The sequence below is a fragment of the Janthinobacterium sp. LS2A genome, assembly GCF_036543145.1.
GTDB classification, from domain to species: Bacteria; Pseudomonadota; Gammaproteobacteria; order Burkholderiales; family Burkholderiaceae_D; genus Janthinobacterium; species Janthinobacterium aestuarii.
Map to the genome: position 1 here is coordinate 1 of NZ_JAZHPB010000008.1, position 14,175 is coordinate 14,175.

Here is a 14,175-nt window from a genome sequence, read left to right on the forward strand (position 1 = left end):
TGGTGTTGTTGCAAAAATCCTGGCTTAATTCTTAAGCCTGCATAAAAGAAGACGCGTCGTCGCCCGGCGCCCTTCTTTTTATTCAACTGCCGGGGTTGGCAAGCATTTTGGTGCTATCATGTCGACCCTGACGGTTGTTGCGTCAGAAATTCCCGTATGACCTCATTGCCGTGCAAACCGCGCGGTTCGTTCTTTTAAGGAAATATCATGTCGGCACCAAACCAAAAAATCCGTATCCGCCTGAAGGCTTTCGATTACAAACTGATCGACCAGTCCGCTCTGGAAATCGTTGAAACCGCGAAGCGCACCGGCGCTGTCGTCAAAGGCCCAGTACCACTGCCTACCCGTATTCAACGTTTCGATGTGCTGCGTTCCCCGCACGTCAACAAAACTTCGCGCGATCAGTTCGAGATCCGTACGCACCAACGCCTGATGGACATCGTTGACCCAACGGACAAAACCGTTGACGCGTTGATGAAGCTGGACCTGCCAGCTGGTGTTGATGTCGAAATCAAACTGCAATAAGAGTTTCTAGGGCAGCTGACAAGACCGTAGTACTAGGTATTGACAGCTGTTCCGGGCCGGCGGGGTATCCCGCTGCCTGATGATGGGGCCGGGCCTGCTCACGATCGTGAGTGCGCCCGGCCCCATTGTCATTGGTGCCATGCCTTTGGCGGGTGCTTCCGTCCTGTCTTCATCCTACTCCATCCCATTTTCTTCTTTTCACCTCTCATCACCGGGATTGCCTGCCAGCGCAATGCGCGCCAGCTTGATTCCAGCAAAGAGCTCGGTCTATAAAGTGGGGTTAAAACAACAATTGTTAATTGTTTTCTTTCGCATGCGCGTCGAATGTGAGAAATTTGTAACATGCGTGAGAATGTGTGATTATTTTACAAAAATGATCAGTGCAACGCATCGATTTATAAAACGAAAACAATATTTGAGGAGTAGTTTTGAAAAGTACAGTGATGAGCAATACCCCCCGTTTGAAGAAAAGCACCCTTGCAATAGCATTGACACTGGCCTTCTCCCAATACGCTGTGGCACAAGAAGCTGCCGCACCTGCAGAAAAGCTGCAACGCGTCGAAGTCACCGGCAGCAGCATCAAGCGCACCGAAGCTGAAACAGCTGGCGCACTGCAAGTGCTGACCCGCGATGACATCGAACGCACCGGCCAGACCACGGCGCTGGGCATCTTGAGTTCCTCCTCCGCCATCAGCACCTCGATCGACTCGTCGAGCAGCAGCTCCGGCAGTTTCGCCACAGGTTCCTCGGGGGTGGGCATGCGCGGCCTGGGCAAGGTCGCGACCCTGGTGCTGGTCAACGGCCGCCGCATTGCGCAATACGGCCTGGCCGATGGTGCACAACAGAATTTCACCAACCTTGACGCGATCCCGGCTGCCGCCATCGAGCGCATCGAAATCCTGAAAGATGGCGCATCGGCAATCTACGGTTCCGACGCCATCGCTGGCGTGATCAACATCATCCTGCTGAAAAACTTCGAAGGCGCCAAAATCACTGGCAACTACAAGGAAACGGACCGTTTCAAAGACCAGCGCAGCCGCAACGTGTCGGGCATCGTCGGTTACGGCGATATCGACAAGGATGGTTTCAACACCTACCTGACGTACGAATCCTACAAGAACGATGGTTACACCGCTGGCGACCTGCGCGGCCACTACCCTGAATGGCACCGCCAGACCCCGGGCCGTTCGACCTGGGACGCCATGAGCGCGTTCTCGCCAACCGGCAACTACTTCCTGAACAGCACGAACATCGTTGCCGCGCCAGGCTGCCCGGCCGACAAGATCGATGCCAAGGACAAGCTGTGCAAGATGGATATCTTGCCGTACACGGGCTTGACCACCAATGCCAAGCGCTATGCGGTGGCCAGCAACACGCACTTCCGCATTGGCAAGAGCATCGACGCCAACTTCGAGATCACCAATGCCGGCGCCAGCAACGATTATATCGTTGCTCCGTTCAACGTCAGCAATGGCAGCGCCACCACGTCGTCGAGCACCTGGTACGACGCGATCAACGGTAAGATGGTTGGTCCATACTTCTATCCAAAATTACCTGTTAGCCACGCCAACAACCCTTACGGCGTACCGGTGGAATACCGCGCCCGCATGATGGACACCGGTGACGGCTTCAACTTCAACCGCACCGAATCCGATCAGACGCGCGTCATGCTGAGTCTGAACGGCGACATCGGCAATTTCGACTGGAAATCCGCAGTCGGCTACATGAACTCGAAAGCCAACAAGGCCACCCGTGCCGTGAGCGCTACTGGTTACACCAATGCCATCGTCAACGGCACCTACAAGTTCGGCCAGCAAAACGATGCCGCGCTGCTGGAATCGATGTTCCCGGTACGTACCACCAAGGGTGAATCGAAAATCACCTTCGTCGACGCGACCGTGTCCGGTGAAGTGGCGCAATTGCCAGCCGGTCCTTTGAGCGTGGCGTTCGGTACCGACATCCGTCGCGAAAAGTATGAAATGGCCAGCTCGGACAACGTGCTGAGTGGCGACCTGGTCGGCATCGCCGGCCTGCAAGTCAAAGACACCATGGATCACTACGCGCTGTTCGCCGAAGCGACCATCCCGGTGGTCAAGCGTGTGGAAGTGAGTGCCGCAGTGCGTGCCGACAAGTCCACCAATAGCGACGTGCACTTCTCACCAAAGCTCGGCTTGCGCGTCAACGCCACCGACACCCTGTTGCTGCGCGCCACGGCCGCTGGCGGCTTCCGTGCGCCTAACATCGTTGAAACCGGTAACGGCCTGGGCCGCAGCTCGTTTGCCACCGATGTCAGCGATCCACGTCGTTGCGCAACCGCCAGTGCCTTGAACAAGCTGGTGCAGAACAATCCGGCCGCCACCAGCGTCGACAAGGCTCAGGGCAATACCTTCCAGAACAGTGATTGCAAAGGCGGCGTGCCTAGCTTCGTGTCGGCGAACAAGGACCTGAAACCGGAAACCTCGCGTTCGATCACCGCTGGTTTCGTTTTCGAACCGGTCAAGAACTGGACCGTGGCACTGGACTACTACCATATCGAACGCAAGGACGAAATCGGTACCCGTGGCGTGGCTGATATCCTGCGCGGCGAAGCTGGCCTGCCAGCCGGACAGCTGGTTCGTGTCGATAACTCGGCTTCCGATGCGCAATTCCTGGCACTGGTAAAAAAATACGCACCTGGCAATACCACCAACTTCGGCGGCGTTGGCGCGATCGGCCTGCTGTACAACCCATATGTCAACAGCGGCAAGACCCGTGCTTCGGGCTTCGACTTTGATGCGGGTGGCCGTTTCAACACCGGCATCGGCCAGGTTCGCCTGAAACTGGAAGGTACTTACCTGTGGAAATACCAGGAATTCAGCGTGACCGACAATGCCTATGACACCAACCTGGCAGGTAACTATGACATGGGTTCGCGTCTGAAAGCCAAGCTGCGCGCCAGCCTGAAGGCCGGCTCGTTTGACCACGGCATGACCCTGAACTACGCCAGTGGTTTCAGCAACGACAGCCAGACTTCGCCGACCTACTGCGTTACCAACAAGGTTTCGGCTGAGAACATGGATGCTTGCTCGCGCGTAGGCAGCAACACCACGGTCGATTACAACCTGTCATTCAGCGGTATCAAAAATACCCGTCTGAGCCTTTACATCGACAATCTGTTCGACAAGGCCGCACCGGTGCAGTGGCGCAGAGGCTACGCCGAATCGTTCCAGTTCCGTCGTATTGGCGTATCGGCCAGCTACACCTTCCTCTGATCATCGTCAGTTGATACCCCCACCGTCCGGCAGCAATGCCCGACGTGTCAAAGACCAGGCCGCGTGCCTGGTTTTTTTTGCCCCGCCATCGATGCATGGGGGATATCGCTTTACAGTGCCGCTGCCGGCCGATAAAGTTGCTGCATGCTTAACGCCCTCGATACCCATCTGTTAAATGCCGCTCCCCGTGAGCGCCTGCGCGGCTGGTCGCGCTTCCTGACCGAATTTTTGTATTTCGGCATCAAGGAGGCGAGGTCGTGCCTGTTCGTGGGGCTGTTTTTTGCCGCCGTCTTCCTGGTGCCGCGCGCCGGCCTGTTCGGCCTGCCGCGCTATGACGTTCTGCTGCTGGTGGCGCTGGCGATCCAGGGTGCGATGCTCTGGAGCGGGCTCGAGACGTGGGATGAATTGAAAGCCATCTGCCTGTTTCATGCGGTCGGCTTCGCGCTGGAAGTGTTCAAGGTGTCGGGGACGATCCAGTCGTGGAGCTATCCCGACTTCGCCTACACCAAGGTGTTCGGCGTGCCCCTGTTTTCCGGCTTCATGTATGCGGCCGTCGGCAGCTATATCATCCAGACCTGGCGCCTGCTCGACATGCGGATCCGCCACCATCCACCGTACTGGATGGCGGTGCTGATCGCGCTGCTGATCTACGCCAACTTCTTTACTCACCACTACATCGGCGACTACCGCTGGTATCTGGCTGCCTGCGCGCTGGGCCTGTACGCGCGCACGACCGTGGTGTTCCGCCCGCTCGACCGCGATCGCAGCATGCCCTTGCTGCTGGGTTTCGTGCTGGTCGGCTTCTTCATCTGGCTGGCTGAAAACATCAGCACCTTCTGGGGCGTGTGGCGCTATCCGAACCAGCTAGGCGCGTGGTCGGTCGTGCACGTCAGCAAATGGAGCTCATGGTCGCTGCTGGTGGTGATGACGTTCACCATCGTGGCGCACCTCAAGCACATCAAGGCCAGCATCCACGTCGCCCAGCCTTAGGCCGGGCTTCGGGACGGCTTGCTACAAGCTGGCCGCCACCACGTCGAAGCGCGCGCCCAGCGCCGCTTGCGGGCCGCCTTGCAGTTGCTTCGCGTATTGGCGCAGCACTTCCGCCGAATACGTGCGCGAGGCGGGCGACAGCTTCGGCAGCAGCGGCAGCACGCGTTCCAGATAGCCCGTGCCTTCCTGCCACTTGCCTTGCGCGGCCAGGGCCGACGCCAGTTCCACCATGCGGCGGCCGACGCGCGCATCGCTGCGCGGCTGCGCCGCTTCCTCCGTGGCCAGCGCTTGCCGGTACAGTTGCTCCGCCTCCGCATTCTTGCCCTGCAAGCGCTTGATGCGGCCCAGGTTGTACTGGCGCTGCGAAAGGATGTCCGCGCTGGCCCCGGCCTGCTCGGCACTGCGCAGCGCCTGTACGCACGCCAGTTCCGCTTCGCCAAACTGGCCTTTGAGTTCGGCCGCGTTGCAGGCATCCTGCTGTTCATTGGAGGTGGTGAGCGTCGCTGGTGCCGCGCAGGCGGCCAGCAGGCTGACGGCGCATAGCAGGCTGATGGTATGGGTCTTCATAGTCTCCTCGGACGGGTGTCAAACACGGTGTATCGGTGGAGTCATGCCGTAATAAATATACTATAAGTTTTTTGGGGTAGGGTGGCTTTTCGCCAGCCTGCGCGATTGACGCCGCTTGCGTGCTTCAGGGATACTCCGGGCTTGTCCATTAATGCGTGCCGCCGCCATGTCCAAGACTGTCCTGATCGTGGAAGATGAACAGGCGATTGCCGACAGCATCGCCTATGCCTTGCGCACGGACGGCTTTACGCCGCGCCATGTGATGCTGGGCGAGCACGCCCTGGCCGCGCTGCGCCCCATGCCCGGCGAAGCGGCGCAGATGCCCGTTCTCGTGGTGCTCGACGTGGGCTTGCCCGACATGAGCGGCCTGGAAGTGTGCCGCCGGCTGCGCCAGTTTTCCGACGTGCCGGTGATCTTCCTGACGGCCCGCAGCGACGAGATCGACCGCATCGTCGGTCTGGAAATCGGCGCTGACGATTACGTCACCAAACCGTTTTCGCCGCGCGAACTGGTGGCGCGCATCCGCGTCATCCTGCGCCGCACGGGTGTCGCTCAAGTGCCGCGCGAGACTGGCATGACGATAGCCGCGCCTGTCGCCGCGACCGCGCCGGCGCGCTTCGAGTTGCGCGCGCTTGAGGCGCGGGTGCTGTTCCACGGCCAGCCGCTGGACCTGACCCGCTATGAATACCTGCTGCTGAAAACCCTGCTCGAGCATCCGGGCCACGTGCTGTCGCGCGCGCAGCTGATGCAGCGCGTGTGGAGCGGGGCGCCCGATACGCTCGACCGCACCGTCGATGCGCACGTGAAATCGCTGCGCGCCAAGCTGCGCGCCGTCGATGCGCAGACCGATCCCATTCATACCCACCGTGGCCTTGGCTACAGCCTGGCCGGCGCATGAAGATCGGCCTGCGTATCCTGCTCGGCTACTTCCTGATCGTCGGGCTGGCCGCCTGGTTTCTGCTGAATGTGTTCATGGAGCAGGTCAAGCCGGGCGTGCGCTCGACCCTGGAAGATACCCTGGTCGATACCTCGCAGCTGCTGGCCAACCTGGTGGCGCCCGACCTGAAGGCGGGCACGCTGGCGCAGTCGCCCGTGGCCGAGCGCATGCAGGACTACGCGCGCCATGGCGTGGACGTGAATATCAATGGCGTACGCAAGCGCACGCTCGACTACCGCATCACCATCACGGACCGGCACGGCATCGTGCTGTTCGATTCCAGCGGGCGCGACGTAGGGCGCGACTATTCGCGCTGGAATGACGTATATCTCACCTTGCAGGGCAAGTATGGCGCGCGCAGCACGCGCAGCCGGCCTGATGACGAGATGTCGACCGTCATGCATGTGGCCGCGCCGATTCGCGACGGCAATGAGGTGATCGGCGTGCTGACGGTGGCCAAGCCGAATGCCAGCGTGCAAGCGTTTGTCGAGCGCAGCCAGCGCAAGATATTGCAGCGCGGCGCCATCCTGTTGCTGCTGTCGCTGCTGATCGGCCTGGCATTTGCCTGGTGGCTGCACCATGCGCTGGGCAAGCTGATGCATTACATCGGCGACGTGGAAGCGGGGCGCAAGGTGGCGCTGCCGGCGCTGGGAAAGAACGAGATCGGTACCCTGGGGCGGGCGCTCGAGGCGATGCGCACGCGCCTGGAAGGCAAGGAATACGTGGAGCAGCTGATGCACACCCTGGCGCACGAATTGAAAAGCCCGATCGCCGCCATCCAGGCCTCGGCCGAGCTGCTGCAGGAAGACATGCCGCCGGTCGAGCGCCGCCAGTTCCTTGCCAGCATCCTGGAACAGAATGCGCGCCAGCGGCAGCTGATCGACAAGCTGCTGGCCCTCGTGCGCGTGGAAAAGCAGCAGCGCCTGGATCACCCCGAGCGCATCGCGCTGGCGCCCCTGCTGGCGCAAGTGGCGCAGGACGCGGCCGCCACCCTGGCGGCGCGCGGCGTGCGCCTGCAACTCGATACCGACGAGCTGCTTGTCGCCGGCGATGCCTTGCTGCTGCGCCAGGCGCTGGGCAATTTGCTCGACAACGCGGCCGGCTTTGCGCCACCGGGCAGTTGCATCGACCTGACGGCGCGGCGCCAGGGCAGCCAGGTGGAAATTGCCGTGCGCGACCGTGGCGCGGGCATCCCCGCGTATGCGCTGGAACGCGTCTTCGAGCGTTTCTATTCCCTGCCGCGCCCGAGCGCCGGCAAGAGCACGGGCCTGGGCTTGCCCTTCGTGCGCGAGGTGGCCTCGCTGCATGGCGGCACGGTCGAAGTGCTCAATCATGCGGAGGGCGGCGCCTGCGCGCGCCTGTGCCTGCCACTAGCCTAGCGCACTTTATTCTCCCGCTTCACACAGACTGCATCGTCAGCGCACACAGCTTTTTTACACTGGCCGCCTTACTTCAAGGATGCGCCATGCAAAAAACCCTCTTAGTCAAAGCGTTGATCGTGTTCGGCCTGATGTTGCTGATCGGCCTGCCTTTGCTGATGATTCAGGAAACGATCAAGGAGCGGATGGAATTCCGCCAGGAAGCCGTCAACAGCATCGCCGCCGATTCGGTGCGCGAACAAACCATCATCGGTCCCATCCTCGTGATCCCGTATGTGGAGCAATATGACGAGCGGGTCGAGATCGCCGTCGACAAGGAGCAGAAAGGCAGCGTGCCGGCGCAGACGCAGGTGCAGCGCCGCGTCATGCAGCGCCGCTTGCTGGTGTACCCGAACCTCTTGCTGCAGGAAGGCACCATCGAGACCGACCGCCGCTACCGTGGCATCCACCAGGTGCTGGTGTACAGCGGCCAGCATGCGTTCAAGGGCGACTTCACGGTGCCCAGTCTTGAGCAGTTGCCGCGCAAGACGCCGGACGCGCGCGTGACCCTGGGCGAGCCGTTTGTTGCCTTGTCCATCGAGGACGTGCGCGGCATCCGCAACATCCCGAAAATCGACTGGGGCGGGCGCCAGATCGAATTCGAACAGGGCACCGACCTGTTTGCCTTCCGCAGCGGCCTGCATGCACCCCTGGGCGCCATGCCGCTGGCGCAAGCGCAGCAGGTGAAATTCAGTTTTGACCTGGGACTGGACGGCATCGAACGCCAGCATTTCGTGCCGGTGGCGAAAAACAGCCAGATCAGCATCAAGTCGAACTGGCCCCATCCGCAGTTTGGCGGGCGCTTCCTGCCGTCGCCGAAACACCGCCAGATCAATGCCGATGGCTTTCAGGTCGAATGGAATATCTCGTCGCTGGCCAGCAATGCGCAAACGCAGCTGAGCACGATCGAGGGCGAGTTCAAGGTGCCCGACAGCGCACCGCTGGGCCAGGTGGACCGTTTCAGCGTCGGCTTCATCGAGCCGATCAATGTGTATTCGCAGTCGGACCGGGCCACCAAGTATGGCTTGCTGTTTGTGGCGCTGACGTTTGCCGCCTTCTTCATCTTTGAAATTTTGAAAAGCCTGCCGATCCACCCGGTGCAGTATTTGCTGGTGGGCCTGTCGCTGGTGATTTTCTTCCTGCTGCTGGTGGGCCTGGCCGAGCACATCGCCTTCCTGGCCGCCTACCTGATCGCCAGCGCCGCCTGTATCGTGCTGACCAGCTTTTACCTGGTGCACGTGCTGCATAACGCCTGGCGCGGCATCGGCTTCGGCGTGGCGCTGACCATGCTGTATGGCGCGCTGTATGGCTTGCTCAGTTCGGAAAACAATGCGCTGGTGATGGGCAGCATTCTGCTGTTCGCCGTGCTGGCAGTCATCATGGTGGCGACGCGCAAGGTGGACTGGTATCAGATTGGCAAAGGAGCGCCGCAAGAATAGGGACGGCCCGGGCGTCATGCGCCGTAACGCTTGCAGCCAGCCCGGACGGTGATCTGTCCGGGCTGGCTTTTTGTTTGGCGGCGGCATTAATTGGTAGTTGGTTGGTATTGTTTACGGTATTCTATTGGCATTGCTTTTTAAGTAATGACGGGCGCCGCGGCGCCTGCCCGGGGCGGTGCGAGGATGGCGTGGCGTCCTGGTTGTTCTTCCATCTGATAAACGGAGATGAAATATGATCAAGAAGTCGATGGCTTTCCTGTTTGCGCTGGGCCTGAGCGCCTCGTATGCGTTTGCCGCTGGCGATGTCACGCAGTGCTATAGCGAGTGCGGGCAAAAAGTGGCCAATTGCCGGGCGCACCTCGGCGGCAGCCCCATCTGCGAAGATCTGTACCAGCATTGCCTGATCAACTGCCAGCAATAAGCTTTTTCGGGCGTCACGCCCCGGGAAGTGCAGGGCAGGGCGCGCAAGTCATTGCGCGCCCTGTGTGTTTCTGCCATTGCCCGCCAGGGCGCATGCCGCCGTGCTTTGCGCCTCTCAAGTTGGCTCGCGGCGGCATTTTTCCGGCGCGCCGACAACTCCCGCAGGGGCGTCGCGCAACACTTTGACATACCTCGTGTTAACTTGTTGCGTCAAGGGTTTTTGTGCTATATACTAGCCGGCTTCGGTATGGATTCGTCTTTTTTGAGTCCTACGTTACTTTGTAGTTAAACAAGCCCCGCCCAATCGCAGGTGGGAATGGAGAAAAAATGAGCCTAGGCCTTCTCGGTCGCAAGGTTGGTATGATGCGCATTTTCACGGATGAAGGGGATTCGATTCCTGTCACCGTGTTGGACGTATCGAACAACCGTGTTGCGCAAATCAAAACCCCTGAAACAGATGGTTACTCCGCTGTTCAGGTCGCATTCGGTCAACGTCGCGCTTCCCGCGTGACCAAAGCTGTTGCTGGTCATCACGCTAAAGCTGGTGTTGAAGCCGGTACTCTGTTGAAAGAGTTCCGTGTCGACGCTGCCAAAGCCGCTGAACTGAAAGCTGGCGATGTTGTCGCTGCTTCCCTGTTCGAAGTCGGTCAAAAGATCGACGTGCAAGGCGTTACCATCGGTAAAGGCTATGCAGGCGTTATCAAACGTTACCACTTCGCTTCTGGCCGTGCAACGCACGGTAACTCGCGTTCGCATAACGTTCCAGGTTCCATCGGTATGGCACAAGATCCAGGTCGCGTTTTCCCTGGTAAGCGCATGACCGGTCATCTGGGTGACGTTAACCGTACGATCCAGAACCTCGTGATCGCCCGTATCGATGCCGACCGTCAGCTGTTGCTGGTCAAAGGCGCGATTCCAGGTGCGAAAAATGGCCAGGTAGTTGTCTCGCCAGCCATCAAAACCAAAGCCAAGAAGGGAGCTTAAACGATGGAACTCAAGCTTCTGAATGCGCAAGGTCAAGCCGCCTCGAACGTTGCTGCAGCCGATACGATTTTCGGCCGTGACTACAATGAAGCGCTGATCCACCAAGTCGTCATCGCTTATCAAGCGAATGCACGTAGTGGTAACCGCAAGCAAAAAGACCGTGAAGAAGTTCACCACACGACGAAAAAGCCATGGCGCCAAAAAGGTACCGGCCGCGCTCGTGCTGGTATGTCGTCGTCGCCACTGTGGCGCGGCGGTGGTCGGATTTTCCCGAACTCGCCTGACGAAAACTTCACCCACAAAGTGAACAAAAAGATGTATCGCGCAGGTATCTGCTCGATCCTGTCGCAGCTGGCTCGCGAAGAGCGCCTGATCGTCATCGACGATCTGACGATCGACGCGCCAAAAACCAAGCTGCTGTCGCAAAAATTGAACGGCCTGGGCTTTGATTCGGTTCTGATCATCACCGACGTTCTGAACGAAAACCTGGAACTGGCATCGCGCAACCTGCCTAACGTACTCGTCGTTGAGCCACGTCACGCAGACCCGATGTCCCTGGTGTTCTACAAGAAGATCCTGGTCACCAAAGCTGCATTGGCCAAGATTGAGGAGATGCTGGCATGAGCGCGATTTTGAAACATAGCGAAGAACGCTTGATGAAGGTGCTGTTGGCGCCCGTGATTTCCGAAAAGGCCACCATGGTCGCGGAAAAGAACGAGCAAATTGTATTCCGCGTACTGCCGGATGCAACCAAGCCTGAAATCAAGGCAGCGGTCGAACTGCTGTTCAAGGTTGAAGTTCTGTCCGTGCAAACTGCAAACCGCGAAGGTAAGCAAAAGCGCACCGGCAAGTTCAACGGTCGTCGTAACCATACCAAGCGTGCTTTCGTGTGCCTGAAGCCTGGCCAGGAAATCAACTTCTCCGAGGAGGCTGCATAATGGCACTCGTTAAGATGAAACCAACCTCGCCAGGCCGTCGCGGCATGGTGAAGGTGGTGAATGCCGACCTGTACAAAGGTCGTCCATTCGCTGCCCTGGTTGAAAAGAAATCCAAGACCGCTGGTCGTAACAACAACGGTCACATCACCACCCGTCATATCGGTGGTGGTCATAAGCAACACTACCGCTTGATCGACTTCAAGCGCACCAAAGATGGTATTCCAGCGAAAGTGGAACGTATCGAATACGATCCAAACCGCACCGCGAATATCGCTCTGTTGTGCTACGCCGACGGCGAACGTCACTACATCATCGCAACCAAAGGCATGGCCGTTGGCGACAGCGTGATGAACGGTTCGGAAGCGCCGATCAAATCGGGTAACTGCTTGCCAATCCGTAACATCCCAGTCGGTACCGTGATGCATTGCGTCGAAATGCTGCCAGGTAAAGGTGCCCAAATGGCACGTACCGCCGGCGCTGGCGTTGTGCTGATGGCACGTGAAGGTACCTACGCTCAAGTGCGTCTGCGCTCGGGTGAAGTACGTCGCGTGCACATCGAGTGCCGTGCAACGGTTGGTGAAGTCGGCAATGCCGAGCACAGCCTGCGTAAAATCGGTAAAGCTGGTGCGATGCGCTGGCGCGGTGTTCGTCCTACCGTTCGCGGTGTGGTCATGAACCCGGTCGATCACCCGCACGGTGGTGGTGAAGGTAAAACAGCAGCTGGTCGTCATCCAGTTTCGCCTTGGGGCCAACAGACTAAAGGTAAGAAGACACGCAGCAACAAGCGTACTACTTCCATGATCGTCTCGCGCCGCGGCAAGAAATAAGGGGTAGCACATGACACGTTCATTGAAAAAAGGGCCGTTCTGTGACGCCCACCTGGTGAAAAAAGTTGAAGCCGCGCAAGCAGCCAAAGACAAAAAGCCAATCAAAACCTGGTCGCGTCGTTCGACAATCATGCCTGACTTCATCGGCCTGACGATCGCGGTTCATAACGGCAAGCTGCACGTGCCGGTTTATGTTTCCGAAAACATGGTTGGTCACAAGCTCGGCGAATTCGCACTGACCCGTACGTTCAAGGGCCATGCAGCTGACAAAAAGGCTAAGAAATAATGGAAACTAAAGCTATCCTCAAAGGTGTGCGCCTGTCGGACCAAAAGGGCCGCCTGGTTGCTGACCTGATCCGTGGCAAGAAAGTTGACGCTGCACTCAACATCTTGCAATTCAGCCCGAAAAAAGGTGCTGCGATCATCAAACGCGTTCTGGAATCCGCTATTGCGAATGCCGAGCACAATGATGGTGCGGACATCGACGAATTGTTCGTGAAAACGATCTACGTCGAAAAGGGCCCCGTCCTGAAGCGCTTCACCGCGCGTGCAAAAGGCCGTGGCGACCGTATTTCGAAACAATCCTGTCACGTTTACGTGACTGTCGGTAACTAAGGAGCCACGATGGGTCAGAAAATTCATCCAACCGGTTTCCGTCTGGCGGTCACCCGTAACTGGGCTTCGCGCTGGTATGCAGGCAACGGTAATTTCGCTGCCATGCTGAACGAAGACTTGAAAGCACGTGCTTACCTGAAAAAGAAACTGAAGAACGCATCCGTTGGCCGCATCGTTATCGAGCGCCCAGCCAAGAACGCGCGCTTCACGATCTACAGCTCGCGTCCAGGCGTGGTCATTGGTAAAAAAGGCGAAGACATCGAAGTACTGAAGTCGGCGCTGACCAAGATCATGGGCGTACCTGTTCACGTGAACATCGAAGAAATTCGCAAGCCAGAAATCGACTCGCAACTGATCGCCGATTCGATCGCTCAGCAGCTGGAAAAACGGATCATGTTCCGCCGCGCCATGAAGCGTGCAATGCAAAATGCAATGCGCCTGGGTGCTCTCGGTATCAAGATCATGTCGTCCGGCCGTCTGAACGGTATCGAAATCGCACGTAAAGAGTGGTACCGCGAAGGCCGCGTGCCTCTGCATACCCTGCGCGCCGATATCGACTACGGTACCAGCGAAGCGTCGACCACCTACGGCATCATCGGTGTCAAGGTGTGGGTATACAAAGGTGACCGCGCGCCTAACGGCGATGCACCAGTCATCGATACCCCAGCTGACGAGAAGAAAAGCCGCGGCCCACGCCGTGACGATGGCAAGCCAGCTGGCCGTCCACGTCCAGCCGGTGCCGGTGCGAAACCATCCACAGCACCAGGTGCACGTGTGCGTACCGCCGCTAAACCGGCCGCCGCAGCAGCACCAGCTGAGAAAGCAGGAGAATAATCATGCTGCAACCAGCACGCAGAAAGTATCGTAAAGAGCAGAAAGGCCGTAATACCGGTATTTCGCACAGCCGCGGCACCGCCGTGTCGTTTGGCGAATTCGGTCTGAAGGCAGTTGCGCGCGGTCGTATCACTGCGCGTCAAATTGAAGCGGCGCGTCGTGCAATGACGCGTCACATCAAGCGCGGTGGCCGTATCTGGATCCGTATCTTCCCGGACAAACCGATTTCGAACAAACCGGCTGAAGTCCGTATGGGTAACGGTAAAGGTAATCCTGAGTACTACGTCGCTGAAATTCAGCCAGGCAAAGTACTGTACGAAATGGATGGCGTTGATGAAGCGCTGGCACGGGAAGCATTCCGTCTTGCCGCCGCTAAACTGCCACTGGCGACGACGTTTGTCATCCGCCAAGTCGGCCAATAATTGGAGTT

General features: G+C 58.7%; 16 protein-coding genes. 15 read left to right on the forward strand and 1 reads right to left on the reverse strand.

The genetic code is table 11. The features are described 5' to 3' along the window. The first annotated feature begins 207 nt into the window (after positions 1–207). The 3 genes from rpsJ to V3C40_RS21125 all read left to right on the forward strand — a co-directional run bounded on the left by rpsJ (position 208) and on the right by V3C40_RS21125 (position 4,766). Positions 208–525 carry a 30S ribosomal protein S10 gene (gene rpsJ, locus V3C40_RS21115; RefSeq protein WP_010394389.1) on the forward strand — a complete coding sequence of 106 codons (318 nt, stop codon included), beginning with the start codon at positions 208–210 and terminating at the stop codon, positions 523–525. A 515-nt stretch (positions 526–1,040) separates the two neighbouring features. Continuing rightward, on the forward strand, positions 1,041–3,776 hold the full coding sequence (locus V3C40_RS21120; RefSeq protein ID WP_331778448.1) for a TonB-dependent receptor plug domain-containing protein: 2,736 nt from the start codon (positions 1,041–1,043) through the stop codon (positions 3,774–3,776). Between the two features lie 144 nt (positions 3,777–3,920). Next, on the forward strand, positions 3,921–4,766 hold the full coding sequence (locus V3C40_RS21125) for a DUF817 domain-containing protein (protein ID WP_034753191.1): 846 nt from the start codon (positions 3,921–3,923) through the stop codon (positions 4,764–4,766). 21 nt (positions 4,767–4,787) lie between these two features. Here the strand turns inward: V3C40_RS21125 and V3C40_RS21130 are convergent, their stop codons facing one another. Next, complete coding sequence (locus V3C40_RS21130; RefSeq protein WP_051991374.1) at positions 4,788–5,333, reverse strand: tetratricopeptide repeat protein; 546 nt, start codon at positions 5,331–5,333, stop codon at positions 4,788–4,790. Between the two features lie 166 nt (positions 5,334–5,499). On the opposite strand from V3C40_RS21130, the gene creB reads away from it, so the two are divergent. The 12 genes from creB (at position 5,500) to rplP (ending at position 14,167) form a co-directional block, all read left to right on the forward strand. Next, the gene (creB, locus tag V3C40_RS21135) at positions 5,500–6,231 is read left to right on the forward strand and encodes a two-component system response regulator CreB (protein ID WP_331778449.1); all 732 of its coding nucleotides are present in this window, start codon (positions 5,500–5,502) and stop codon (positions 6,229–6,231) included. Beyond that, positions 6,228–7,649 (forward strand): two-component system sensor histidine kinase CreC, encoded by a 1,422-nt coding sequence (gene creC / locus V3C40_RS21140; protein ID WP_331778450.1) that lies wholly within the window; start codon positions 6,228–6,230, stop codon positions 7,647–7,649. Before creB ends, creC begins: the two co-directional genes overlap by 4 nt. A gap of 86 nt (positions 7,650–7,735) precedes the next feature. Next, the gene (gene creD, locus V3C40_RS21145; RefSeq protein ID WP_331778451.1) at positions 7,736–9,127 is read left to right on the forward strand and encodes a cell envelope integrity protein CreD; all 1,392 of its coding nucleotides are present in this window, start codon (positions 7,736–7,738) and stop codon (positions 9,125–9,127) included. Positions 9,128–9,359: 232 nt separating this feature from the next. Then, positions 9,360–9,548, forward strand: a complete 189-nt coding sequence (locus V3C40_RS21150) for a hypothetical protein (RefSeq protein WP_034753196.1) — start codon at positions 9,360–9,362, stop codon at positions 9,546–9,548. 326 nt (positions 9,549–9,874) lie between these two features. Beyond that, positions 9,875–10,531 (forward strand): 50S ribosomal protein L3, encoded by a 657-nt coding sequence (gene rplC / locus V3C40_RS21155; protein WP_010394393.1) that lies wholly within the window; start codon positions 9,875–9,877, stop codon positions 10,529–10,531. Positions 10,532–10,534: 3 nt separating this feature from the next. Continuing rightward, positions 10,535–11,155: a 50S ribosomal protein L4 gene (rplD, locus tag V3C40_RS21160; RefSeq protein ID WP_034753197.1), complete on the forward strand. Its 621-nt coding sequence runs from the start codon at positions 10,535–10,537 to the stop codon at positions 11,153–11,155. Beyond that, the gene (rplW, locus tag V3C40_RS21165) at positions 11,152–11,469 is read left to right on the forward strand and encodes a 50S ribosomal protein L23 (protein WP_010394398.1); all 318 of its coding nucleotides are present in this window, start codon (positions 11,152–11,154) and stop codon (positions 11,467–11,469) included. The genes rplD and rplW overlap by 4 nt, the downstream gene beginning before the upstream one ends. Then, the gene (gene rplB / locus V3C40_RS21170) at positions 11,469–12,296 is read left to right on the forward strand and encodes a 50S ribosomal protein L2 (RefSeq protein WP_034753198.1); all 828 of its coding nucleotides are present in this window, start codon (positions 11,469–11,471) and stop codon (positions 12,294–12,296) included. The genes rplW and rplB overlap by 1 nt, the downstream gene beginning before the upstream one ends. Before the next feature lie 10 nt (positions 12,297–12,306). After that, positions 12,307–12,582, forward strand: coding sequence for a 30S ribosomal protein S19 (rpsS, locus tag V3C40_RS21175; RefSeq protein ID WP_008444295.1), 276 nt, complete (start codon positions 12,307–12,309; stop codon positions 12,580–12,582). Continuing rightward, complete coding sequence (rplV, locus tag V3C40_RS21180) at positions 12,579–12,911, forward strand: 50S ribosomal protein L22 (RefSeq protein ID WP_170840583.1); 333 nt, start codon at positions 12,579–12,581, stop codon at positions 12,909–12,911. The genes rpsS and rplV overlap by 4 nt, the downstream gene beginning before the upstream one ends. A gap of 9 nt (positions 12,912–12,920) precedes the next feature. Continuing rightward, on the forward strand, positions 12,921–13,745 hold the full coding sequence (gene rpsC, locus V3C40_RS21185) for a 30S ribosomal protein S3 (protein WP_034753199.1): 825 nt from the start codon (positions 12,921–12,923) through the stop codon (positions 13,743–13,745). A 2-nt stretch (positions 13,746–13,747) separates the two neighbouring features. Beyond that, a complete protein-coding gene (rplP, locus tag V3C40_RS21190) occupies positions 13,748–14,167 on the forward strand; it encodes a 50S ribosomal protein L16 (RefSeq protein WP_034753201.1) in 420 nt (139 codons plus the stop codon). Positions 14,168–14,175 lie beyond the last annotated feature (8 nt).